Consider the following 20272-nt stretch of genomic DNA (forward strand, 5'->3'; position numbering starts at 1 on the left):
CCCCGGCCCGCGGGTGCGGGCCGGGGTTCCGGTCGCGGGTCAGCCCTCCCGGGCCACCCGGTTGACCGCCGACAGGATCGCCTTCAGCGACGCGGTGACGATGTTGCCGTCGATGCCGACGCCCCACACCGTCGTGCCGTCCACGTCGCACTCGACGTAGGCGGCGGCGCGCGCGTCGCCGCCCGCGCTCATCGCGTGCTCGGCGTAGTCCAGGACGTGGACGCGGACGCCCACCGCCGTCAGCGCGTCCTCGAACGCCGACACCGGACCGTTCCCGACGCCCTCGATCTCGCGGATCTCGCCGTCCACCCGGACGTCGCAGTTGAGCACGTCCTTCTCGTCCACCCGCGACGCCGCGCGGTGCGCCAGCAGCCCGATGCGCGGCCCGTTGGCCAGGAACTCGCGCTCGAAGATCTCCCACATCCGCTCGGGCGTGACCTCGCCGCCCTCGCCGTCGGTGTGGGCCTGCACGACGCGGGAGAACTCGATCTGCAGGCGGCGCGGCAGCTCCAGCGCGTGCTCGGTCTTCATGACGTAGGCGACGCCGCCCTTGCCGGACTGGCTGTTGACCCGGATGACGGCCTCGTAGGTGCGGCCGACGTCGTGCGGGTCGATGGGCAGGTACGGGACCTCCCAGGCGAACTCCTCGACGGGTACGCCCGCGGCGTCCGCGTCCCGCTTCAGGTGGTCGAAGCCCTTGTTGATGGCGTCCTGGTGGGAGCCGGAGAAGGCGGTGTAGACCAGGTCGCCGCCGTAGGGGTGCCGCTCGTGGACGGGGAGCTGGTTGCAGTACTCGACGGTCCGGCGGATCTCGTCGATGTCGGAGAAGTCGATCTGCGGGTCCACGCCCTGGGTGAACAGGTTCAGGCCCAGGGTGACCAGGCAGACGTTGCCGGTGCGCTCGCCGTTGCCGAACAGGCAGCCCTCGATGCGGTCCGCGCCGGCCATGTAGCCCAGCTCGGCGGCGGCGACGGCGGTGCCCCGGTCGTTGTGCGGGTGCAGGGACAGGACGACCGAGTCCCGGTAGGCCAGGTTCCGGTGCATCCACTCGATCTGGTCGGCGTAGACGTTCGGGGTGGCCATCTCGACGGTCGCGGGCAGGTTGACGATGACCTTGCGGTCCGGCGTCGGCCGCCACACGTCGTTGACGGCGTCGCAGACCTCGACGGCGTACTCCAGCTCGGTGCCGGTGAACGACTCCGGCGAGTACTGGAAGTAGATCTCGGTGTCGCCCATGTCCTCGGCGAGCTTCTTGACCAGCTTCGCGCCCTCGACGGCGATGGCGGTGATGCCGTCGCGGTCCTGCCCGAACACCACGCGCCGCTGCAGCGTGCTGGTCGAGTTGTAGAGGTGGACGATCGCCTGCTTCGCGCCGCGCAGCGACTCGAAGGTGCGCTCGATCAGCTCGGGCCGGGCCTGCGTCAGGACCTGGATGACCACGTCGTCGGGGACGCGGCCCTCCTCGATGATCGTGCGGACGAAGTCGAAGTCGGTCTGGCTGGCCGCCGGGAACCCGACCTCGATCTCCTTGTAGCCCATCCGGACCAGCAGCTCGAACATCCGCAGCTTGCGCTGGGAGTCCATCGGGTCGATCAGGGCCTGGTTGCCGTCGCGCAGGTCGACCGCGCACCAGCGCGGGGCCTCGGTGATCACCGCGTCCGGCCAGGTGCGGTCCGCCAGCGCGACCGGGGTGAACGGGCGGTAGCGCTGGAAGGGCATTCCGGACGTCTTCTGCTGCGGATACATGGGGTGACTTCCCTCTGCTCGGAATCCTTCGGCCGACGACCACGACGTGGTGTTCGCCATGCACGACGCTGTCCCGCAGCGAGGGGGCCGGCCCGTGGTTATGGACCCCCGCTGCGGCCACTAAGGAGGAGCAGCTCACGCAACACGTCTGCCAACGTAACAGATCCGGCCCGGGGAACCGGCCGCGGTCCCGGATGGTGAGACGAGAACCTCCCGTCACAGCAGAACGGCCGGGAGGGCTCCGCCTCTTCCCGGCCGTCCGAAGAAAGTGGGCCCAGCTGCCACCCCGGCGCCAGGCCCACACGTGATATTAGCCACTTATCAGACAGCGAGCAACCGCTTCACCTCGTCATCACGGAGATCATCCGCCCCACCCGCGCGCCGCACCACACCCGCCTCGATGATCACGAACGAGTCGGCCAGGCGCTCGGCCAGCTCGAGGTACTGCTCGACCAGCAGCACCGCCAGGCCGCGCTCGCGGTGCAGCCGCTCGATCGCCTCCTCGATCTCCGCGACGATCGACGGCTGGATGCCCTCGGTCGGCTCGTCCAGGATCAGCAGGCGCGGGCGGGTCACCAGCGCGCGGGCCATCGCGAGCTGCTGCTGCTGGCCGCCCGACAGGAACCCGGCGCGGCGGCCGAGGAACTGCTTGAGGCGCGGGAACACCTCCAGCGCCTCGTCGATCGCGGCGGCGTCGCGGTGCCGGGTCGCCTCCAGCGTCACCCGCAGGTTGTCGGCCACGGTGAGCTGCGGGAACGTCTCGTGGCCCTGCGGGACGTAGCCCATGCCGCGGCGGACGCGCTCGTGCGTGGGCAGCCGGGTCACGTCCTCGCCGTCGAAGACGACCGTCCCGCCCGTCGGCGGCAGGACGCCCATCACCGCGTTGAGCAGCGTCGTCTTGCCGACGCCGTTGCGGCCCATCACGCACACCAGACGGCCCGCGCCGACCTCGACGTCCACGCCGAACAGCACGCGGGCGCGCCCGTAGGCGGCCTCCAGCCCGGTGACCCGCAGCAGCGGCCCGTCCCCGCTCACGCGGCCTCCTTCTTCGTCCGGCCCAGGTAGACCTCCTGGACGCGCGGGTCGGCCTGGACCGCCGCGACGTCGCCCTCCACCAGCACCCGCCCCTCGTGCAGGACCGTCACCTGCGACGCGTACCGGCGCAGGAACTCCATGTCGTGCTCCACCACGACGACGGTGTGGTCGCGGGCGATCTCGGTCAGCAGCTCGCCGGTGCGGTCGCGCTCGTCGCGGCTCATCCCGGCGACCGGCTCGTCCAGCAGCAGCAGGCGCGGGCGCTGCGCGACGAGCATCCCGATCTCCAGCCACTGCCGCTGGCCGTGCGACAGGACGCCCGCCGGGCGGTCGGCGAGCGCGCCGAGGCCGATGGTGTCCAGCGCCGCCGCGACCGTGTCCGACACGCCCCGGCGCTGCCGCAGCAGCGTCGGGAGCGGGCGGCGGAAACCGGCGGCCAGGTCCAGGTTCTCGACGACGCTCAGCTCCTCGAAGACGACCGAGGTCTGGAACGTCCGCCCGATCCCGAGCCGGACGATCCTGTGCTCGCGCATCCCGGCGACGTCCGTCCCGGCGAACCGGACCGAGCCCGCCGCCGGGCGCGTCAGCCCGGTGACCACGTCGATCAGCGTCGTCTTCCCCGCCCCGTTCGGGCCGATGAGGAACCGAAGCTCCCCCCGCTCGACGGTCAGGTCGACGCCGCCGAGCGCGCGGAAGCCGTCGAACACGACCTCCAGCCCGCGGATCTCCAGCAGCGCCGCGTCTTTTTCCGTGCCGCTCACGCCGCGGCCTCCTTCCCCACCGGGACGGCCGGGGCCGCCGGGGCGCGGCGGCGCGCCAGCGCGTCCCGCGCCTGCTCGTACAGGCCGATCGCTCCCTTCGGCGCGAGCGTCATCACGACGATGAACAGCGCGCCCTCCAGGTACAGCCAGCCGCCCGCCCACTGCTCGCTGAACGAGGTCTTGGCGTAGTTCATCGCGACCGCGCCGAGGATCGCCCCGGCCAGCGTGTACCGGCCGCCGACCGCGACCGCGACGACCAGTTCCAGCGACGGGACGACGTCCAGCAGCGACGGCGAGATGATCCCGACGACCGGGACGAACAGCGCGCCCGCGATGCCCGCCATCCCCGCCGACACCGCGAACGTGACGGTCTTGACCGTCGCGGGGTTGTAGCCGAGGAACCGCACCCGGTCCTCGCCGTCGCGGACCGCGACCAGCAGCCGCCCGAACCGGCTCTTCACGAGCTGCCGCGCCGCCAGGTACAGGACGCCGAGCACGACGGCGGTCACGTAGTACATCGTCCGCTGCGTGCTGTCGGCCTCCGGGTCCTGGCCGAAGAAGTCGTAGAAGTTCGTCAGCCCGTTCGTGCCGCCGGTCAGCGCCTGCTGGCCGACGATGAGGATGCCGAACGCGGCTGCGAGCGCCTGGGTGAGGATCGCGAAGTACGCGCCGCGCACCCGCTGCCGGAAGACCAGGACGCCGAGCAGCGTCGCGACGGCGACCGGGACGGCCACCACGGCGACGACGGCCACCACCGGGCTCTCGAACGGCTTCCACAGCGCGGGCAGCTTCTCGACGCCGCTCCAGACCATGAAGTCGGGCAGGTCGCCGTCCGCGTCGTGCAGTTTCAGGTACATCGCCATCGCGTAGCCGCCGAGGCCGAAGAACACGCCCTGGCCGAGCGTCAGCATGCCGCCCTGGCCCCAGGCCAGGCCGATGCCGAGCGCCGCGATGGCGAAGCACAGGTACTTGGCCAGCTCGTCCAGCCGGAACGCGGGCAGGACCAGCGGCGCGACCACCAGGGCGAGCGCCGCGACCCCGGCGAAGAGCGCGTAGCCGCGCAGCCGCGCGCTCACGTCAGCGCCCGGGAGCGGAGGACGAACAGGCCCTGCGGGCGGAACTGCAGGAACCCGACGATGACGGCGAACACGATGACCTTCGCCAGGCTCGCGTCCGTCCAGAACTCGGCGTAGGAGTTGAGCATGCCGAGCGCGACGGCCGCGATGACCGCGCCGCGCAACTGGCCGAGGCCGCCCGCGACGACGACGAGGAACGCGTCCACGATGTAGTAGGTGCCGATCGACGGGCCGACCGGCCCGATCAGCGTCAGCGCGACCCCGGCGACGCCCGCCAGACCCGAGCCGATGAAGAAGGTGAGCTGGTCGACGCGGCCCGTCGCGACGCCGCTGACCGCCGCCAGCTCCCGGTTCTGCATCACCGCGCGCATCCGGCGGCCCTGCCGGGACCGGTCCATGTAGGCCCAGATCCCGACGACGCACGCCGCCGCGAGCGCCATGATGAACAGCCGCGCGTACGGCAGGTTCCCGCCGAGCAGCTCGATCCGGCCCGTCAGCCAGGACGGCGCGACGACCTGGACGTTCGGCGCGCCGAACAGGTCCCGCGCGGCCTGCTGCAGCACCAGGCTGACGCCCCAGGTCAGCAGCAGCGTGTCGAGCGGGCGGCCGTAGAAGTGCCGGATCGCGGCGCGCTCCAGCACCCAGCCGAGCGCCCCGGCGACGGCGAACGCCACCGGCAGCGCGACGATGACCGCCTCGCCGCCCGCCCAGTCCTGGAGCATGTACGCGGTGTACGAACCGGCCATGATGAACTCGCCGTGCGCCATGTTGATGACGCCCATCTGGCCGAACGTGAACGTCAGGCCGAGCGCGATCAGCAGCAGCACCGCTCCGATGCTGAGGCCGACCGGCAGTTGGTTGAGCAGTGATTCCATGAGTCGTGCCGCCTCCTCCGGCGCCCTGCGGATCTCGTCGGGGAAGCGGCGCGCGCGCCGTTGCGCGCGCCGCGGGCCGCGAGGGTCAGGACAGTCCGGTCGCCCAGGGGTAGGTCTTCAGGTACGGGTCCGGCTTGATCGGCTTGCCGGAGGACCAGACCTCCTTGATGAGGCCGTCCGGCTGCACGACGCCGATGCGGGCGGTCTTGTAGACGTGCTGGTTCTCGCCGTCGATCGTCACCTTGCCCTCGGGCGTGTCCAGCGAGATCCCGGCGGCGGCCTTCTTCACCGCCGCGACGTCGGTGGTCCCGGCCTTCTCGACGGCGGCGGCCCACAGGTGGACGGCGTTGTACCCGGCCTCCATCGGGTCGGACGTCACCGCGCCCTTGTACTTGCTCTGGAACGCCTTCACGAACGCCTCGTTGGTCGCGCCCGGCGTCGTCTCGTAGTAGTTCCACGCGACGAGCTGGCCCTTGACGTTGTCGACGCCGATCCCCTTCACCTCCTCCTCGGCGATGCTCACCGACATCACCGGGAGTTTCGCGGCGTCGTATCCCGCGCTGCGGAACTGCTTGAAGAACGCGACATTGCTGTCGCCGTTCAGCGTGTTGAAGACCGCGTCCGGCTTCGCCTCACCGATCTTGTTGACCAGCGTGCTGTACTCGGTGTGCCCGAGCGGCGTGTACTCCTCGCCGACGATCTGCATTCCGTTCGCCTTCGCGTACGCCTTGATGATTTTGTTGGCGGTGCGCGGGAAGACGTAGTCGCTGCCGACGAGGTAGAGCTTCTTCCTCCCCTTTTCCTTGAGGTAGTCCAGGGCGGGGACGATCTGCTGGTTGGTGGTCGCGCCGGTGTAGAAGATGTACGGCGAGCTCTCCAGCCCCTCGTACTGCACCGGGTACCACAGCAGCGCCTTGTTCCGTTCGAAGACGGGCAGCATCGCCTTGCGGCTCGCGGACGTCCAGCCGCCGAACACCGTGGCGACCTTGTCCTTCTTGATGAGTTTCTGCGCCTTCTGGGCGAACGTCGGCCAGTCGGACGCGCCGTCCTCGACGACCGGCTGGATCTTCTTGCCGAGCACCCCGCCCTTGGCGTTGATCTCGTCGATCGCCATCAGCTCGGAGTTCTTGACCGTGACCTCGCTGATCGACATCGTGCCGCTGAGCGAGTGCAGGACGCCCACCTTGATGGTGTCCCCGCCGCCTCCGCCGGAGCCGCCCGAACCCGTGCCGTCGGAATCTCCGCCACACCCGGAGAGCATTGCGACGGGAACGAGCAGCGCCGCCGCCAATGGACGCAGGAATGGTTTCCGCAACTATCGACTCCTCACAGAACTGACCCGGCGGGTCCGTTTACTGTGCCAAGTCTCCGGAAATAGATTTCCGCGTCGCGACCGCGATGTTACGAATGAATGACGAAGGACTCACCGCCACGGCGCGTCAGCGCGCGGCCACCGGGCGGCGTGCGGGCCGTGGCGGGGACGGGCGCGGGCGGGCCCGCCCCCTTACGCTGTGTCCATGAGTGGTGACCTCGCCTCCGGCGACCGCGACGACCCGGCGCGCCCCCGGTTCCTGCCGCCGGAACTCCCGCACGGCCCGTGGCCGGCCGGGCCGGAGGAGCGCGCCGCCGCCGCGCCGGAGCCCGCGCGGCCCGCCGCGCCGCGCGAGTCCGCGCCGCCGCGCGAGCCGGCGCCGCCGCGCGGGTCGCACCAGGTGATCCTGCCCGTCCTCACGCTGGTCGCGGCGGTCGTGATGCTCGTCGCCGCGTTCCTGCCGTGGGTGCGCGCCGAGTACACCGTCGACTTCCTCGGCACCCGCATCCGGCACGACGCGGGGGGCGTCGCGGGCATCGACGCGGACGGCACCGTCCTGGTCGTCCCGGTGCTCGCGCTCGCCGCGATGCTCATGACCGGCTGGGGCCTGATCAGCCGGGACGCGCGGATCAGCGGGCTCGCCGTCGTCCCCGGCGCGCTGTCGGCGCTCGGCTGCGGCCTGTTCGTGCTGCGCCTCGACCGCGCCCGGCAGGACCTCGCGCAGCGCGACTCGCTGCTCGGGTCGTTCGACGTGTCGCTGGACTACGGCTGGTACCTCGCGGTGGGCGCGGCGCTGCTGCTCACGCTGTTCGCGGCGGTGCGGCCCGTCCGCGCGCGCGTCGCCGGGCGCGCCCCGGCCTGACGCGTCAGTCGTCGAAGCCGAGGCGGCGCAGGTGCTTGGGGTCGCGCTGCCAGTCCTTGAGGACCTTGATGCGCAGGTCCAGGTAGACGCGGGTGCCGAGCAGCGCCTCGATCTGGCGGCGCGCCGCCGCGCCGACCTCGCGCAGCCGCTCGCCCTTGTGCCCGATGACGATGCCCTTCTGGCTGGGCCGCTCGACGTACAGGTGGGCGTAGACGTCCATCAGGTCGTCGCGGCCCTCGCGCGGCTCCATCTCGTCCACCAGGACGGCGATGGAGTGCGGCAGCTCGTCGCGGACGCCCTCCAGCGCGGCCTCGCGGATCAGCTCCGCGACCAGGACGTGCTCGGGCTCGTCGGTCAGGTCGCCCGCGGGGTAGAGCGGCATCCCCTCGGGCAGCCGGTCGATGAGCAGGTCCCCGACGAGGCCCACCTGGAAGCCGTCCCGCGCCGAGCACGGCACGATGTCGGCGAACGTCCCCAGTTCCCCGACCGCCAGGAGCTGCGCGGCGACCTTCTCCGGCGCGACCAGGTCGGTCTTGGTGACGATCGCGATGACCGGGGTCTTCTTGACGCCCGCCAGTTCGCGCGCGATGAACTTGTCGCCGGGGCCGACCGGCTGGTCCGCCGGGACGCAGAAGCCGATGGCGTCCACCTCGGTCAGCGTCGAGCGCACCAGGCTGTCCAGCCGCTCGCCCAGCAGCGTGCGCGGCTTGTGCAGGCCCGGGGTGTCGACGACGACGAGCTGCGCGTCGGGCCGGTGGACGATGCCGCGCACCGCGCGCCGGGTCGTCTGCGGCCGGTTGCTGGTGATCGCGACCTTCGTGCCGACGAGGGCGTTCATCAGCGTCGACTTGCCGACGTTGGGCCGTCCCACGAAGCAGGCGAAGCCGGACCGGAATCCGGCGGGCGTACGGTCGATGTCTCCCAGCGCTGTCACCCGTCAATTGTCGCAGTGTTTCCAAGTCCCGGCCCACGGCCCTCGCCTGGCGGCTCGGGCCTGACCGTGACTCTGCGAGCGCGGCATCGCTTCGCGATCTGGCCGGCGAAGCTCGCCTTCGGCATCGCTTTCACCGGCCAGGTGACGCACTCGCGCTCGGGCTGAGGCACTTTGCGACAGACCCTAGGCTTGGGGGCGTGAGCGAGCTTTCCGCCGAGGACACCAAGATCATCACGCTGGCGCGGTCCGCGCGGGCGCGCAGCGGCGCCGCCGAGGGCGCGGCCGTCCGCGACGAGACCGGGCGGACTTACGCCGCGACCAGCGTCGCGCTGCCGTCGCTGAAGCTGTCGGCGCTCCAGGTCGCGGTCGCGATGGCCGTCTCCAGCGGCGCGGAGGACCTGGAGGCCGCCGCGCTCGTCACCGCCGCCGACGCGGCCGCCGAGGACGTCGCGGCCGTCCGCGACCTCGGGCCCGCCGCGCCCGTCCTCGTCGCCGGACCCGACGGCGCGCTGCGCACCACCCTGAGCCCCTGACCCGCGCCGCCGCGCGGTCCGGGTGAACTCACGGCCGTTTCGGTGTGGCGCGGGCGGCGTCCGCGTCGCCCTGCGCGGGTTCACCGCCGTGGGCCGCGCGGGCCTTGGCGAGCGCCCGCGACGCGACCGTCTCGACCAGCCGGTCCCCGCCCCGGGAGAAGTCGCCGGGCGCGGTGAGGACCAGCAGGTCCGCCCCGAACCGCGCGACGAGGATCTGCACGCCCACCCACCGGCTGCGCGTCCCATACCAGTACCGGACGGCGACGGCGTCCGCGACGCGGCGCGGCACGAACAGCAGGTCGCGCCGGAGCCGCGCCGACCGCCCGCCGCCCAAGTTCAGCGGCACGCGCGGGCAGCCCGCCGCCGCCGACCGGGCCGCCGCGACCTGCCGCGCCGCCTCCCCCGGCGGCAGCCGGAACCCGTGCTCGACGAACGTCAGCGCGGGCTCGGCGCTGTAGAACGCGACGGCCGCGGACGGCGCCGGCGGCACGCGCGGGACGAACCGCCGCGAGTCCAGGGCGTCGGCGATGCGGAGCAGCCGCGCGCAGTCCCGTCCGGCGGACCGCATCCCCGACACCGGCGCCTGGTCGGCGGCGGGCAGCAGCCCGCCCGGCACGTCGTCCGGTCCGAGCATGGAGCCGCGCAGCTCGGGAATCCGCGCGCCGAGCGCGGCCGGGTCCGGGTCGGGCGCGGCGCCGCAGCCCGTGAGCGCGGCTGACAGGACGACCGCTGAGACGGCCGCGACCGTGCGCGCCATGAGATCCCCCCGAACCCCCTCGGACGAGCAAGATCATTCCCGGGGGGCGGGGCGCTAATCCCCGCTCGCGCCGCCCTCGGCGTCCGGCCCGGCCGCGTCCGGCGGCGGCGCGACGCGGCGCACCAGCACCGTCCCGATCCGGTTGCGGCGGCCCGCGAGGCTCTCCGCGCGCAGCGACAGCCCCGCCACCGTCGCCGTCGCGCCCTCGATCGGCACCCGGCCGAGCGCGCGCGCCAGCAGCCCGCCGACCGTCTCGACCTCCTCGGCGTCGATCTCGACGTCGAACAGCTCGGCCAGGTCCTCCACCGGGAGCCGCGCGGTGACGCGCGCCGCGCCGTCCGGCAGCTCCTCCACGCGCGGCGTCTCGACGTCGTACTCGTCGGTGATCTCCCCGACGATCTCCTCCAGGATGTCCTCGATCGTCACCAGGCCCGCCGTCCCGCCGTACTCGTCGATGACGACGGCGAGGTGGATCTGCTCGGCCTGCATCTCGCGCAGCAGCTCGTCGATCGGCTTGCTGTCCGGCACGAACGTCGCGGGCCGCATCACCGACTCCACGCGCTCCACCGACTCGCCGTCGCGGTTCTCCTGCGTGCGGCGGACGACGTCCTTGAGGTAGGCGATCCCGACGACGTCGTCCTCGTTGTCCCCCACCACCGGAATCCGCGAGAACCCGCTGCGCAGCGCCAGCGACAGCACCTGCTTGAGCGTCTTGCCGCGCTCGATGAACACGATGTCGGTGCGCGGCACCATCACCTCGCGGACGAGCGTGTCGCCCAGCTCGAACACCGAGTGGATCATCTGCCGCTCGTCCGGCTCGATCAGGCTGCGCTGCTCGGCGAGGTCCACCAGGTCGCGCAGCTCCGCCTCCGTCGCGAACGGCCCCTCGCGGAAGCCCCGGCCGGGCGTCAGCGCGTTGCCCAGCAGGATCAGCAGCCGCGGCACCGGCCCGAACACGCGGCTCACCGGGTGGATCACCGCCGCGCCGACCAGTGCGACCCGCGACGCGTACTGGATGCCGAGCGTCCGCGGCCCCACGCCCACCGCCACGTAGCTGACCACCACCATGATCGCCGCAGCGACGACGTAGGCGCGCCACGTCTCGTCCAGCCACTCGATGCACAGGTCCGCGACGGCGACCGTCGCGACCACCTCGCACCCGATCCGCAGCAGCAGGATCATGTTGAGGTACGGCGCCGGGTCCGCGACGACGGTCGCGAGCCGGTCCGCGCCGCGCCGGCCCTCCCGGACCAGGTCCGCGACGGCCACCCGGGACACCCGGATCAGCGCGGTCTCCGCGCTGGCCAGCAGCCCCGCCAGGCCCACCAGGACCACGGCCAGGACGACCAGCCATCCCTGAACGGTGCTCACGACCGGCGCTGCTTCTCCCGCCACGACGCGAGCAGCTCGGCCTGCAGGCCGAACATCTCCTTGTGCTCCTCCGGCTCGGCGTGGTCATACCCGAGCAGGTGCAGGATGCCGTGGACGGTCAGCAGCTCCAGCTCGTCCGCCGTGGAGTGGCCCGCCTCGGCGGCCTGCCGCTCGGCCACCGCCGGGCACAGCACCACGTCGCCGAGCAGGTCGGGGTCGCCGTCGTCCTCGCCGTCGTCGGGCTGGTGGCCGGGGCGCAGCTCGTCCATCGGGAACGACAGCACGTCGGTCGGGCCGGGCTCGTCCATCCACTTGACGTGCAGTTCCGTCATGACGTCCTCGTCGACCAGCATGATCGACATCTCCGCCAGCGGATGCACGCGCAGCGCGTCCAGCGCGTGCCGGGCCAGGTCGCCCAGCCGCTTCTCGTCGGCGGGCGCGCCCGACTCGTTCAGCACCTCGATCGACACCGCTAGCGCCCCCGCCCGCGCGCCCCGGCCCGCGCCGGACCGCGGTCCAGCTCGGCCAGCCGCTGCTCGTCGAAGCGGCTGTAGGCGTCGACGATGTCGGTCACCAGCTTGTGCCGCACCACGTCGCCGCTGTTCAGGCGGCAGAAGTCGATGTCGGGGACGCCGCGCAGGATGTCCTGCACGACCGACAGCCCGCTCTGCTGCCCGGACGGCAGGTCGACCTGGGTGACGTCGCCCGTCACCACCACCTTCGACCCGAAGCCGAGCCGGGTGAGGAACATCTTCATCTGCTCCGGCGAGGTGTTCTGCGCCTCGTCCAGGATGATGAACGAGTCGTTCAGCGTGCGGCCGCGCATGTACGCCAGCGGCGCGACCTCGATCGTGCCCGCCGACATCAGCCGGGGGATCGAGTCGGGGTCGACCATGTCGTGCAGCGCGTCGTACAGGGGGCGCAGGTACGGGTCGATCTTCTCGTACAGCGTGCCGGGCAGGAAGCCGAGCCGCTCCCCCGCCTCGACCGCCGGCCGGGTCAGGATGATCCGGTTGACCTTCTTGTCCTGGAGCGCGCGGACGGCCTTCGCCATCGCCAGGTAGGTCTTGCCGGTGCCCGCCGGGCCGAGCCCGAACACGATCGTGTGCCGGTCGATCGCCTCGACGTAGCGCTTCTGGTTGAGGGTCTTCGGCCGGATGGTGCGGCCCCGGCTCGACACGATGTCGAGGGTCAGCACCTCGGCCGGGCGCTCGCCGCCCACGTCGCGGAGCATCGCCACGCTCCGCTCGACGGCGTCGGGGGTGAGCTGCGTGCCGCTGCGCAGGAGCTCGATGAGTTCGCCGAAGAGGCGGGAGACCAGCTCGGCCTCCGCCGCCGGACCCGTCACCGTGATCTCGTTGCCGCGGACGTGGATGTCGCTGCGGAAGGCGCGCTCGACGACGTGGAGGAGTTCGTCCCGGGAGCCCAGCAGGCTCACCATCGAATGGTCGTCCGGCACCACGATCTTGAGCTGCGAGCGCTCGCCGGCGCGGTCGTCGCGCCTGTGAGTTGAGTGGACCATCAGCCGGCCTTGCGGCCTCTCCGACCTGCCTTCTGTACTGGGTGAACGCCTGTCACACCCAATCGTACCGGGCAGGGGCCGCCGCGCGCCTTCGCGTTTTCCCCGGCGTCCGCGCTAGCCGGGCGGCCAGTTGAGGCCGCGGCCGCCGAGGACGTGGGCGTGGACGTGGAAGACGGTCTGGCCCGCCTCCCGGCCCGTGTTGAAGACGATGCGGTAGCCGCCGTCCGCGACGCCGTCGCCCACCGCCACCTGGTGCGCCTCCGCGACGACCTCGGCGAGCGAGGCCGGGTCGGCGGCGGCGAGCGCGGCCGCGTTCGGGTGGTGCGCGCGTGGGACGACCAGGACGTGCGTGGGGGCCTGCGGGTTGATGTCCCGGAACGCCACGGCCCGCTCGGACTCGCGGACGATCTCAGCGGGCACCTCCCCCGCGACGATCTTGCAGAACAGGCAGTCCGTCATCCCTCTCCCTCCGGCGCGCGCCGACACTCCGCGGAATCCTAGCGTCCGCGCCGGTCAGCGGAACGGCGCGGCCGGAACCGGATGATCAACCTGCGCCGGATCACCCGCAAAGCGGCCGCCGACCCCTTAGGGTTGTCAACCCAGGCGTTCCCCCCGGCTCTTAGCGTCCCGCCTGAACCGGTCGGGAGTGCCCCATCCACGCCGTTACCGGGACCACCGAATGGACGGCCGGGGAAGCGGCTAAGGCGGCGGACAGGTGACCGAGGCAAGGCAGAGGATGCCCTTCCGTAAACCGGACGACGAGGGCGCGCGTCCCACTGACGTGACCGAGACCCTCGTGGCCAGGGGAACGACCGGGGCGACGGCCGTCGTCTGGGACGCCGACCAGGCCGTCACCGCCCTCTACAGCGCGAACTACCGCGCGCTCGTGCGCCTCGCCGCCGTGCTCGTCCGGGACGTCGGCACCGCCGAGGAGGTCGTCCAGGACGCGTTCGTCGCGATGCACGGCGGCTGGCGCCGCCTGCGCGACCCCGACAAGGCGCTGTCGTACCTGCGGCAGGCCGTCGTCAACCGGTCCCGGTCGGTGCTGCGGCACCGCGCCGTCGTCGAGAAGTACGCGCCCAAGGCCATGCCCGACGCGCAGAGCGCCGAGGCCGGCGCGATCGGCGAGCTGGAGCGGGCGGCGGTCGTGGCGGCGCTGCACCGGCTGCCCGCCCGGCAGCGGGAGGCGCTGGCGCTGCGCTACTACGGGGACCTGTCCGAAGCCGAGATCGCCCGGTCGATGGGCATCTCGCGGGGGGCCGTGAAGAGCCACACCGCGCGCGGCATGGCCGCGATGCGCAACATACTGGAGCAGTTCTCATGACCACCGACCGCGATGACGAGCTCGGCGAGATCCTGCGCCGCGCGCTGCGGGCGGAGGCGGAGGACGTCGTGCCGTCCGGCGACGGCCTCGAACGCATCCGGGAGCGGATCGCCGACCGGCCGCCGCGCCGGTTCGCCCTCCCCTGGCTCGACGTCCCCTGGCTGCGCGCGACGTGGGTGCGCCCCGCGCTCGCCGTGGGCGCGGCCGTGCTCGTCGCCGGATTCGGTGTCTCCGCCCCGCAGACCATCGGATTCATCCAGACCAGCGTGAACGGCCCCGAGCGGCACGGCGGCGACGGCCAGCGGGACCACTCCCTCGCCGACGGCGGCCGCGGCCTGCCCGGCGCGCCCACCGACGCGCCCAGCGGCGGCACGGCCCTCGGCACGCCCAGCTCCACCGGGCCGCCCGCCACCGCGTCGTCCACCGGCGCGCCGACCTGCCCGCCCGCGCCGCCCGCGACGCCGCCCGCGAGTCCGTCCGCCCCGGCGAAGACCGCGGCGCGGCACCAGGACCGCGAGGCCGACGAGTGCCCGCGCCGGTCCACGCCGCCCGCGAGCCCGACGACCCCGGCCACGCCGCACCCGACGGACCCGCCGCCGACCACCCCGCCGACGACGCCGACGCCGCCCCCGACCGAACCGGCGGCGACGAACGCGGAGAACACACCCGCTGGTTGATGGTGGGGGGGACGATCCCCCACGCGTGTCATTGTGGGGGGACGACCCCCCACGCCCCCCGCGGCGCGGAGCATGCATCCTCGCTCGCTGGCGCTCGCTGCGGTGCGCGTGTTCCCTGTGGGGGGACGACCCCCCACACCCCCCGAAGCGGGGAGCATGCATCCTCACTCCGCTAGCGCTCCGCTGCGGTGCATCCTCCGCGCTGCGGGCGCCCGGCCACTCGCTGGCGCTCGCGGCCGTGCGCCCGCCGGGCACCCCCCGGGGTTCCTGTCGATGTTTGGCTTTTTCTACGAGGGTCCTCGCGGGTGCTCTTCAGAGCGCCTTGTTCACCATCTGCCTGTTTTGGCTGACAGGACCGACAGGGCCGCTACGCCCGCCGTCGAGGTTCTGAGGACCGTGGGGCCCAGCAGGGTCGGCTGTGCTCCGGCCTGGGTGAAGGCCTCCAGTTCGTCGTCGGTGATGCCGCCCTCGGGGCCGACCACGAGGATGATCTCGCCGGTCGTCGCCGGTCGCGTTTCCGCGATTCGTTCTTTCGCCGATTCGTGGAGGATCAGTGCCTGGTCCGCGTTCGCTATGCGGGACACGACGTCTTTCGTGGTCGCCAGGTCCGCGATCTCCGGGAGCCAGGCTCGGCGGGCCTGTTTGGCGGCCTCGCGGGCCGTCGCGCGCCAGCGGGCCAGGGCCTTGTCCCGGCGGTCCGCCTTCCAGCGGGTGACGCAGCGGTCGGCGGACCACGGGACGACCTCGTCCACACCGGTCTCGGTCATCGTCTCCACGGCGAGTTCGCCGCGGTCGCCCTTGGGGAGGGCCTGGACGACGACCAGGCGCGGCGTGGGGGCCGGGACGGCGCGGCGGGCGCGCACCTCCACGGTGAGGGTCGCGCGGTCGGCGTCGGCGACGACGCCCTCGGCGAGCAGGCCCGCGCCGTCCGTCAGGTCGACGCGCTCGCCGGGGCGCAGCCGCCGCACGGTCGCGGCGTGCCGCCCCTCGGCGCCGTCGAGGACGACGCGGTCGGCGGCGAGCGTCCCGGGCTCGGCGATGAACACCGGCGCGGTCATGGGCGTCCTCCGGGTCGGGCGGGCGCGGCGGCGGCCCCCGCGCGGCGGGCGGCGGGCGCACCGGTCACCGGCCGTCGCGGCCCTCCCGGTACGCCTCCGCCGTCGCTCTTCAGTGCTGGTTGAACACGTCCTTGAGGCGCGAGAACACCCCGCGCTGGGCCGGGGAGAACTTGCCGGGCGGGCGCTCCTCGCCGCGCAGCTCGGCGAGGCGGCGCAGCAGCGCCTCCTGCTCCTCGTCGAGCCGGTGCGGGGTCTCGACGGTGACGTGCAGCTTCAGGTCGCCCCGGCCGCTCTCGTTGAGGTGCCGGACGCCGCGCCCGTGCAGCGTGGTGACCTGGCCGGACTGGGTGCCGGGCCGGATGTCGATCTCCTCCGGGCCGTCCAGGGTCTCCAGCGTGACGCTGGTGCCGAGGGCGGCGGCCGTCATCGGGATCTCGACCGTGCAGTGCAGGTCGTCGCCCTCGCGGTCGAAGATCGGGTGCGGCTTCTCGACGATCTCCAGGAACAGGTCCCCGGCGGGGCCGCCGCCGGGCCCGACCTCGCCCTCCCCCGCGAGCTGGATGTGGATGCCGTTCTCCACGCCCGCCGGGATCTTGACCTTGACGGTGCGGCGGGTGCGGACCCGCCCGTCGCCCGAGCACTCCGGGCAGGGGTGCCGGATGACGCTGCCGAAGCCGCCGCACGCCGGGCACGGCCGCGCGGTCATGACCTGGCCGAGGAAGGACCGCTGCACCTGCTGGACCTCGCCGCGGCCCTGGCAGGTGGCGCACGTCTCGGGGTGGGTGCCGGGGGCGGCGCCCTCGCCGTGGCAGGTGCCGCAGGCGACGGCGGTGTCGATCGTCAGCTCGCGGGTGGTGCCGAACGCGGTCTCCTGGAGGTCCAGTTCGACGCGGAGGGTGGCGTTGCGGCCGCGCCGCGCCCGGCTGCGCGGGCCGCGCGCGGACGAGGTGCCGAAGAACGCGTCCATGATGTCGCTGAACGGGAACCCGGCGCCGCCGCCGAAGCCGCCCGCGCCGCCCCCGCCGCGCGCGAACGGGTCGGCCCCCATGTCGTACATCTCCCGCTTCTGCGGGTCGGAGAGCACCTCGTACGCCTGGGTGACCTCTTTGAACTTCTCCTGGGTCTCCGGATCGGGGTTGACGTCCGGATGGAGCTCCCGGGCGAGCCTGCGGTAGGCCTTCTTCACCTCGTCCGGGCTGGCGTCCCGCCGGACGCCGAGGGTCGCGTAGTAGTCGTTGGCCACTTACGACCCCGCCAGGATCTGTCCGACGTAGCGTGCCACTGCCCGTACCGCTCCCATCGTGCTGGGGTAATCCATGCGTGTCGGCCCGAGCACTCCCAGCCGGGCCAGAGTGATGTCGCCCGCGCCGTATCCGGCCGCGACGACCGAGGTCGAGCGGAGCCCCGCCTCGGGGTTCTCCGTGCCGATCCGCACCGTAACAGTAGAGGAGTCGCCGGACTCCCCGAGCAGGCGCATGAGGACGACCTGCTCCTCCAGCGCCTCCAGGACCTCGCGCAGTCCGGTGGTGAAGTCCATGTGGGCGAGGTTGGCCGCCCCGGCGAAGACGATCTTGCCCTCGGCCTTGTCGACGAGCGTCTCCAGCAGCACCGACAGCACGCCCGCGGCGAGCGGCCGCTCGTCGGCGGGCAGCCGCTCGGGCAGGTCGGCGACGGCGAGCGCGACGTCGCCGAGGTCGCAGCCGTCCAGGCAGGTGTTCAGCAGCGTCCGCAGCCGGCCGACCGCGTCCTCCGACACCACCGCGCCGCGCGCCTCGATGATCCGCTGCTCGACCCGCCCGGTGTTGGTGATCAGGACGAGCAGCAGCCGGTTCTCGGCGACCGAGACCAGCTCCACGTGCCGCACCGACGAGCGCGACAGCGACGGGTACTGCACGACCGCCACCTGCCGGGTGAGCTGCGCGAGCAGCCGGACGGTGCGGCCGACGACGTCGTCGAGGTCGTAGGCCCCGCCGAGGAACGTCTCGATGGCGCGCCGCTCCGCCGACGACAGCGGCTTGATCGTGGACAGCCGGTCCACGAACAGCCGGTACCCCTTGTCGGTGGGGATGCGGCCCGCGCTCGTGTGCGGCTGGGTGATGTAGCCCTGCTCCTCCAGGACCGCCATGTCGTTGCGGATCGTCGCGGACGACACGCCGAGGTTGTGGCGGTCCACCAGGGCCTTGGACCCGACCGGCTCGTTGGTGGAGACGTGGTCCTCGACGATGGCCCGCAGGACGGCGAGTTTCCGGTCGTCGAGCATCAGCTCACCTCCCCTGCCCCCGTACTGGCACTCCTTGCTTCCGAGTGCCAAGTGTACGGCCCGCGCGGGGTCGTCCGGAGGTGCCGGGGTCGCCCTTCTCTCGTTAGAGTGCCGATCCGTGCGGAGCAACGACTACGGCGACGACGTTCTCGCGGGCGACTGGCGGCGGCCCCGCAAGGGGATGATCCCCGAGGTGCCCGCCGAGAACGGGCTGGTCGCGGAGGACCCCGACAGCGGATTCTGCGGCGCGGTCGTCGGCTGCGACAAGTTCGGCGTGACGCTGGAGGACCGGTTCGGCAGGCGCCGGGTCTTCCCGCTGACGAAGTCGGGATTCCTGATCGACGGGCGGCCGGTGACGCTCGTCCGGCCCGCCCCCGGCCCGGCGCGGCCCGTCCGGTCGGCGTCGGGGTCGGTGGCCGTCGCGGGGCTGCGGGCGCGGGTGGCGCGGGAGAGCCGGATCTACGTCGAGGGCCTGCACGACGCGGAGCTGGTCGAGAAGATCTGGGGCCACGACCTGCGGGTCGAGGGAGTCGTCGTGGAGCCGCTGCACGGCGTGGACGACCTGCCCGCGATCGTGGACGAGTTCGGGCCCGGCGAGGGCCGCCGCCTCGGCGTGCTCGTGGACCACCTGGTCGCGGGGTCGAAGGAGAGCCGGATCGCCGAGCGGGTCTCGTCCCCGTACGTGCTGGTCACCGGGCACCCGTTCATCGACATCTGGGAGGCCGTGAAGCCGTCCGCCGTCGGCATCCGCGCGTGGCCGACCGTGCCGCGCGGGATCTCGTGGAAGGACGGCGTCGTCGCGGCGCTCGGCTGGGGCGACGACACGGGCGCGGCGTGGAAGCGCATCCTGGACTCGGTGTCGTCGTTCACCGACCTGGAACCGGCGCTGCTCGGCCGGGTCGAGGAGCTGATCGACTTCGTCACCGCGCCCTGAGCGGTCAGGTCAGGTCGCGGACGGCCGCGTCGGCCAGCAGGCGGCCGCGCAGTGTCAGCACCGCGCGGCCCCGCTCCGCCCACGGCGCGGCCTCCACGAGCCCGTCGCCGATCGCGCGGCGCACGGCCGCGCCGTCCAGCAGGTCCGCCGGGCAGCCCGCCGCGAGCCGCAGCTCCAGCATGATCCGCTCCAGGCGGCGGTCGTCGGCGGTCAGGACCTCGCGGGCGTGCGCGGGCGTCTCCCGCGCCGCGAGCCGCGCCGCGTAGGCGGCCGGGTGCTTGACGTTCCACCAGCGGACGCCGCCGACGTGCGAGTGCGCGCCGGGCCCGACGCCCCACCAGTCCGCGCCCGTCCAGTACAGGAGGTTGTGCGCGCAGGCCGCCTCCGGGGACGCGGCCCAGTTGGAGATCTCGTACCAGCGCAGGCCGTGCGCGGACAGCAGCTCGTCCGCGACCAGGTAGCGGTCGGCCATCGCGTCGTCGTCGGGGGCGGCGATCTCGCCGCGCCGCACGCGGGCCGCGAGCCGGGTGCCGTCCTCGACGATCAGCGCGTACGCGGACACGTGGTCGGGGCCGCAGGCCAGCGCGGCCTCCAGCGAGGCGCGCCAGTCGCCGGCGGTCTCGCCGGGCGTCCCGTAGATCAGGTCGAGGTTGACGTGCTCGAACCCGGCCGCCCGCGTCCACTCCACGACCTTCGGGACGCGGCCGGGCGTGTGCGTGCGGTCCAGGACGGTCAGGACGTGCTCGCGCGCGCTCTGCATCCCGAACGAGACGCGGGTGAACCCGGCCGCGCGCAGCTCCGCCAGGTACCGCTCGTCCACCGACTCGGGATTGGCCTCGGTCGTGATCTCCGCGCCCGGCTCCAGCCCGAACTCGGCGTCGATCTCCGCGAGGACCGAGCCGAGGTCGCCGGGCGACAGCAGCGTCGGGGTGCCGCCGCCGACGAACACCGTCGAGACGCGCGGCGCGGCGTCGCCGAGGACGCGGCGGGCCAGCCGGACCTCCGCCCGCGCCGTCTCGGCGTAGGACTCCCGCGTCGCGCCCTCGCCCAGCTCGGTCGCCGTGTAGGTGTTGAAGTCGCAGTAGCCGCACCGGGTCACGCAGAACGGGACGTGGACGTAGAACGCCAGCGGCCGGGAACCGAGGCCCTCCAGCGCGGTCGCGGGGAGCGCGCCGCTCGCGGGCACGGCGTCGCCGTCGGGAAGGGTGGCGGGCATCCCCTCAGTCTGCCGTGCG

General features: G+C 73.0%; 21 protein-coding genes. 5 read left to right on the forward strand and 16 right to left on the reverse strand.

The window, feature by feature from the left end; all coding sequences use genetic code 11:
* Positions 1 to 39: 39 nt before the first annotated feature.
* The 6 genes from leuA to urtA all read right to left on the reverse strand — a co-directional run bounded on the left by leuA (position 40) and on the right by urtA (position 6754).
* Positions 40 to 1746, reverse strand: a complete 1707-nt coding sequence (leuA, locus tag G339_RS0125595; protein ID WP_019633918.1) for a 2-isopropylmalate synthase — start codon at positions 1744 to 1746, stop codon at positions 40 to 42.
* Between the two features lie 321 nt (positions 1747 to 2067).
* A complete protein-coding gene (gene urtE / locus G339_RS0125600; RefSeq protein ID WP_019633919.1) occupies positions 2068 to 2781 on the reverse strand; it encodes an urea ABC transporter ATP-binding subunit UrtE in 714 nt (237 codons plus the stop codon).
* Positions 2778 to 3542 carry an urea ABC transporter ATP-binding protein UrtD gene (urtD, locus tag G339_RS0125605; RefSeq protein WP_019633920.1) on the reverse strand — a complete coding sequence of 255 codons (765 nt, stop codon included), beginning with the start codon at positions 3540 to 3542 and terminating at the stop codon, positions 2778 to 2780. The genes urtE and urtD overlap by 4 nt, the downstream gene beginning before the upstream one ends.
* Positions 3539 to 4618: an urea ABC transporter permease subunit UrtC gene (gene urtC / locus G339_RS0125610; protein ID WP_019633921.1), complete on the reverse strand. Its 1080-nt coding sequence runs from the start codon at positions 4616 to 4618 to the stop codon at positions 3539 to 3541. Before urtC ends, urtD begins: the two co-directional genes overlap by 4 nt.
* Complete coding sequence (gene urtB / locus G339_RS0125615) at positions 4615 to 5493, reverse strand: urea ABC transporter permease subunit UrtB (protein ID WP_019633922.1); 879 nt, start codon at positions 5491 to 5493, stop codon at positions 4615 to 4617. Before urtB ends, urtC begins: the two co-directional genes overlap by 4 nt.
* An 85-nt stretch (positions 5494 to 5578) precedes the next feature.
* On the reverse strand, positions 5579 to 6754 hold the full coding sequence (urtA, locus tag G339_RS0125620) for an urea ABC transporter substrate-binding protein (protein ID WP_084693417.1): 1176 nt from the start codon (positions 6752 to 6754) through the stop codon (positions 5579 to 5581).
* Positions 6755 to 7010: 256 nt separating this feature from the next.
* On the opposite strand from urtA, the gene G339_RS0125625 reads away from it, so the two are divergent.
* Positions 7011 to 7667: a hypothetical protein gene (locus tag G339_RS0125625; RefSeq protein ID WP_019633924.1), complete on the forward strand. Its 657-nt coding sequence runs from the start codon at positions 7011 to 7013 to the stop codon at positions 7665 to 7667.
* A gap of 4 nt (positions 7668 to 7671) precedes the next feature.
* Here the strand turns inward: G339_RS0125625 and era are convergent, their stop codons facing one another.
* Entirely contained in the window at positions 7672 to 8601 is a 930-nt protein-coding gene (gene era / locus G339_RS0125630) for a GTPase Era (protein WP_019633925.1), read from the reverse strand.
* A 197-nt stretch (positions 8602 to 8798) separates the two neighbouring features.
* Here era and G339_RS0125635 point away from each other — a divergent pair, with 197 nt between their 5' ends.
* Positions 8799 to 9134 carry a cytidine/deoxycytidylate deaminase family protein gene (locus G339_RS0125635; RefSeq protein WP_019633926.1) on the forward strand — a complete coding sequence of 112 codons (336 nt, stop codon included), beginning with the start codon at positions 8799 to 8801 and terminating at the stop codon, positions 9132 to 9134.
* Positions 9135 to 9162: 28 nt separating this feature from the next.
* On the opposite strand, the gene G339_RS0125640 is transcribed toward G339_RS0125635, so the two are convergent.
* The 5 genes from G339_RS0125640 to G339_RS0125660 all read right to left on the reverse strand — a co-directional run bounded on the left by G339_RS0125640 (position 9163) and on the right by G339_RS0125660 (position 13243).
* On the reverse strand, positions 9163 to 9891 hold the full coding sequence (locus G339_RS0125640) for a hypothetical protein (protein WP_019633927.1): 729 nt from the start codon (positions 9889 to 9891) through the stop codon (positions 9163 to 9165).
* Positions 9892 to 9945: 54 nt separating this feature from the next.
* Complete coding sequence (locus tag G339_RS0125645; RefSeq protein WP_019633928.1) at positions 9946 to 11262, reverse strand: hemolysin family protein; 1317 nt, start codon at positions 11260 to 11262, stop codon at positions 9946 to 9948.
* Positions 11259 to 11732 carry an rRNA maturation RNase YbeY gene (ybeY, locus tag G339_RS0125650; RefSeq protein ID WP_019633929.1) on the reverse strand — a complete coding sequence of 158 codons (474 nt, stop codon included), beginning with the start codon at positions 11730 to 11732 and terminating at the stop codon, positions 11259 to 11261. The genes G339_RS0125645 and ybeY overlap by 4 nt, the downstream gene beginning before the upstream one ends.
* 2 nt (positions 11733 to 11734) lie before the next feature.
* Positions 11735 to 12784: a PhoH family protein gene (locus tag G339_RS0125655; protein ID WP_019633930.1), complete on the reverse strand. Its 1050-nt coding sequence runs from the start codon at positions 12782 to 12784 to the stop codon at positions 11735 to 11737.
* A 114-nt stretch (positions 12785 to 12898) separates the two neighbouring features.
* Complete coding sequence (locus tag G339_RS0125660) at positions 12899 to 13243, reverse strand: histidine triad nucleotide-binding protein (protein ID WP_019633931.1); 345 nt, start codon at positions 13241 to 13243, stop codon at positions 12899 to 12901.
* A 322-nt stretch (positions 13244 to 13565) separates the two neighbouring features.
* On the opposite strand from G339_RS0125660, the gene G339_RS0125665 reads away from it, so the two are divergent.
* Together G339_RS0125665 and G339_RS37120 are read left to right on the forward strand one after the other, a co-directional pair.
* Positions 13566 to 14108 carry a SigE family RNA polymerase sigma factor gene (locus G339_RS0125665; protein WP_019633932.1) on the forward strand — a complete coding sequence of 181 codons (543 nt, stop codon included), beginning with the start codon at positions 13566 to 13568 and terminating at the stop codon, positions 14106 to 14108.
* Positions 14105 to 14785: a type I phosphoribosyltransferase gene (locus G339_RS37120; protein ID WP_026341775.1), complete on the forward strand. Its 681-nt coding sequence runs from the start codon at positions 14105 to 14107 to the stop codon at positions 14783 to 14785. Before G339_RS0125665 ends, G339_RS37120 begins: the two co-directional genes overlap by 4 nt.
* Positions 14786 to 15111: 326 nt before the next feature.
* On the opposite strand, the gene G339_RS0125675 is transcribed toward G339_RS37120, so the two are convergent.
* The 3 genes from G339_RS0125675 to hrcA all read right to left on the reverse strand — a co-directional run bounded on the left by G339_RS0125675 (position 15112) and on the right by hrcA (position 18103).
* A complete protein-coding gene (locus G339_RS0125675; protein ID WP_019633933.1) occupies positions 15112 to 15843 on the reverse strand; it encodes a 16S rRNA (uracil(1498)-N(3))-methyltransferase in 732 nt (243 codons plus the stop codon).
* A gap of 109 nt (positions 15844 to 15952) precedes the next feature.
* The gene (gene dnaJ / locus G339_RS0125680; RefSeq protein WP_019633934.1) at positions 15953 to 17086 is read right to left on the reverse strand and encodes a molecular chaperone DnaJ; all 1134 of its coding nucleotides are present in this window, start codon (positions 17084 to 17086) and stop codon (positions 15953 to 15955) included.
* Positions 17087 to 18103, reverse strand: coding sequence for a heat-inducible transcriptional repressor HrcA (gene hrcA, locus G339_RS0125685; protein WP_019633935.1), 1017 nt, complete (start codon positions 18101 to 18103; stop codon positions 17087 to 17089).
* Between the two features lie 118 nt (positions 18104 to 18221).
* On the opposite strand from hrcA, the gene G339_RS0125690 reads away from it, so the two are divergent.
* Positions 18222 to 19037: a DUF3097 domain-containing protein gene (locus G339_RS0125690; RefSeq protein WP_019633936.1), complete on the forward strand. Its 816-nt coding sequence runs from the start codon at positions 18222 to 18224 to the stop codon at positions 19035 to 19037.
* Positions 19038 to 19041: 4 nt separating this feature from the next.
* On the opposite strand, the gene hemW is transcribed toward G339_RS0125690, so the two are convergent.
* Positions 19042 to 20253 (reverse strand): radical SAM family heme chaperone HemW, encoded by a 1212-nt coding sequence (gene hemW / locus G339_RS0125695; protein ID WP_019633937.1) that lies wholly within the window; start codon positions 20251 to 20253, stop codon positions 19042 to 19044.
* Positions 20254 to 20272: the final 19 nt, after the last annotated feature.

Source organism: Actinomadura atramentaria DSM 43919, assembly GCF_000381885.1.
Taxonomy (GTDB): domain Bacteria; phylum Actinomycetota; class Actinomycetes; order Streptosporangiales; family Streptosporangiaceae; genus Spirillospora; species Spirillospora atramentaria.

What these genes read in the sequence shown, in the direction of transcription:
- leuA (WP_019633918.1), bottom strand. Translation starts at nt 1,746, where the DNA reads ATGTATCCGCAGCAGAAGACGTCCGGAATGCCCTTCCAGCGCTACCGC.
- urtB (WP_019633922.1), bottom strand. Translation starts at nt 5,493, where the DNA reads ATGGAATCACTGCTCAACCAACTGCCGGTCGGCCTCAGCATCGGAGCG.
- urtA (WP_084693417.1), bottom strand. Translation starts at nt 6,754, where the DNA reads ATGCTCTCCGGGTGTGGCGGAGATTCCGACGGCACGGGTTCGGGCGGC.
- G339_RS0125625 (WP_019633924.1), top strand. Translation starts at nt 7,011, where the DNA reads ATGAGTGGTGACCTCGCCTCCGGCGACCGCGACGACCCGGCGCGCCCC.
- G339_RS0125640 (WP_019633927.1), bottom strand. Translation starts at nt 9,891, where the DNA reads ATGGCGCGCACGGTCGCGGCCGTCTCAGCGGTCGTCCTGTCAGCCGCG.
- G339_RS0125655 (WP_019633930.1), bottom strand. Translation starts at nt 12,784, where the DNA reads ATGGTCCACTCAACTCACAGGCGCGACGACCGCGCCGGCGAGCGCTCG.
- G339_RS0125660 (WP_019633931.1), bottom strand. Translation starts at nt 13,243, where the DNA reads ATGACGGACTGCCTGTTCTGCAAGATCGTCGCGGGGGAGGTGCCCGCT.
- G339_RS37120 (WP_026341775.1), top strand. Translation starts at nt 14,105, where the DNA reads ATGACCACCGACCGCGATGACGAGCTCGGCGAGATCCTGCGCCGCGCG.
- G339_RS0125675 (WP_019633933.1), bottom strand. Translation starts at nt 15,843, where the DNA reads ATGACCGCGCCGGTGTTCATCGCCGAGCCCGGGACGCTCGCCGCCGAC.
- hrcA (WP_019633935.1), bottom strand. Translation starts at nt 18,103, where the DNA reads ATGCTCGACGACCGGAAACTCGCCGTCCTGCGGGCCATCGTCGAGGAC.
- hemW (WP_019633937.1), bottom strand. Translation starts at nt 20,253, where the DNA reads ATGCCCGCCACCCTTCCCGACGGCGACGCCGTGCCCGCGAGCGGCGCG.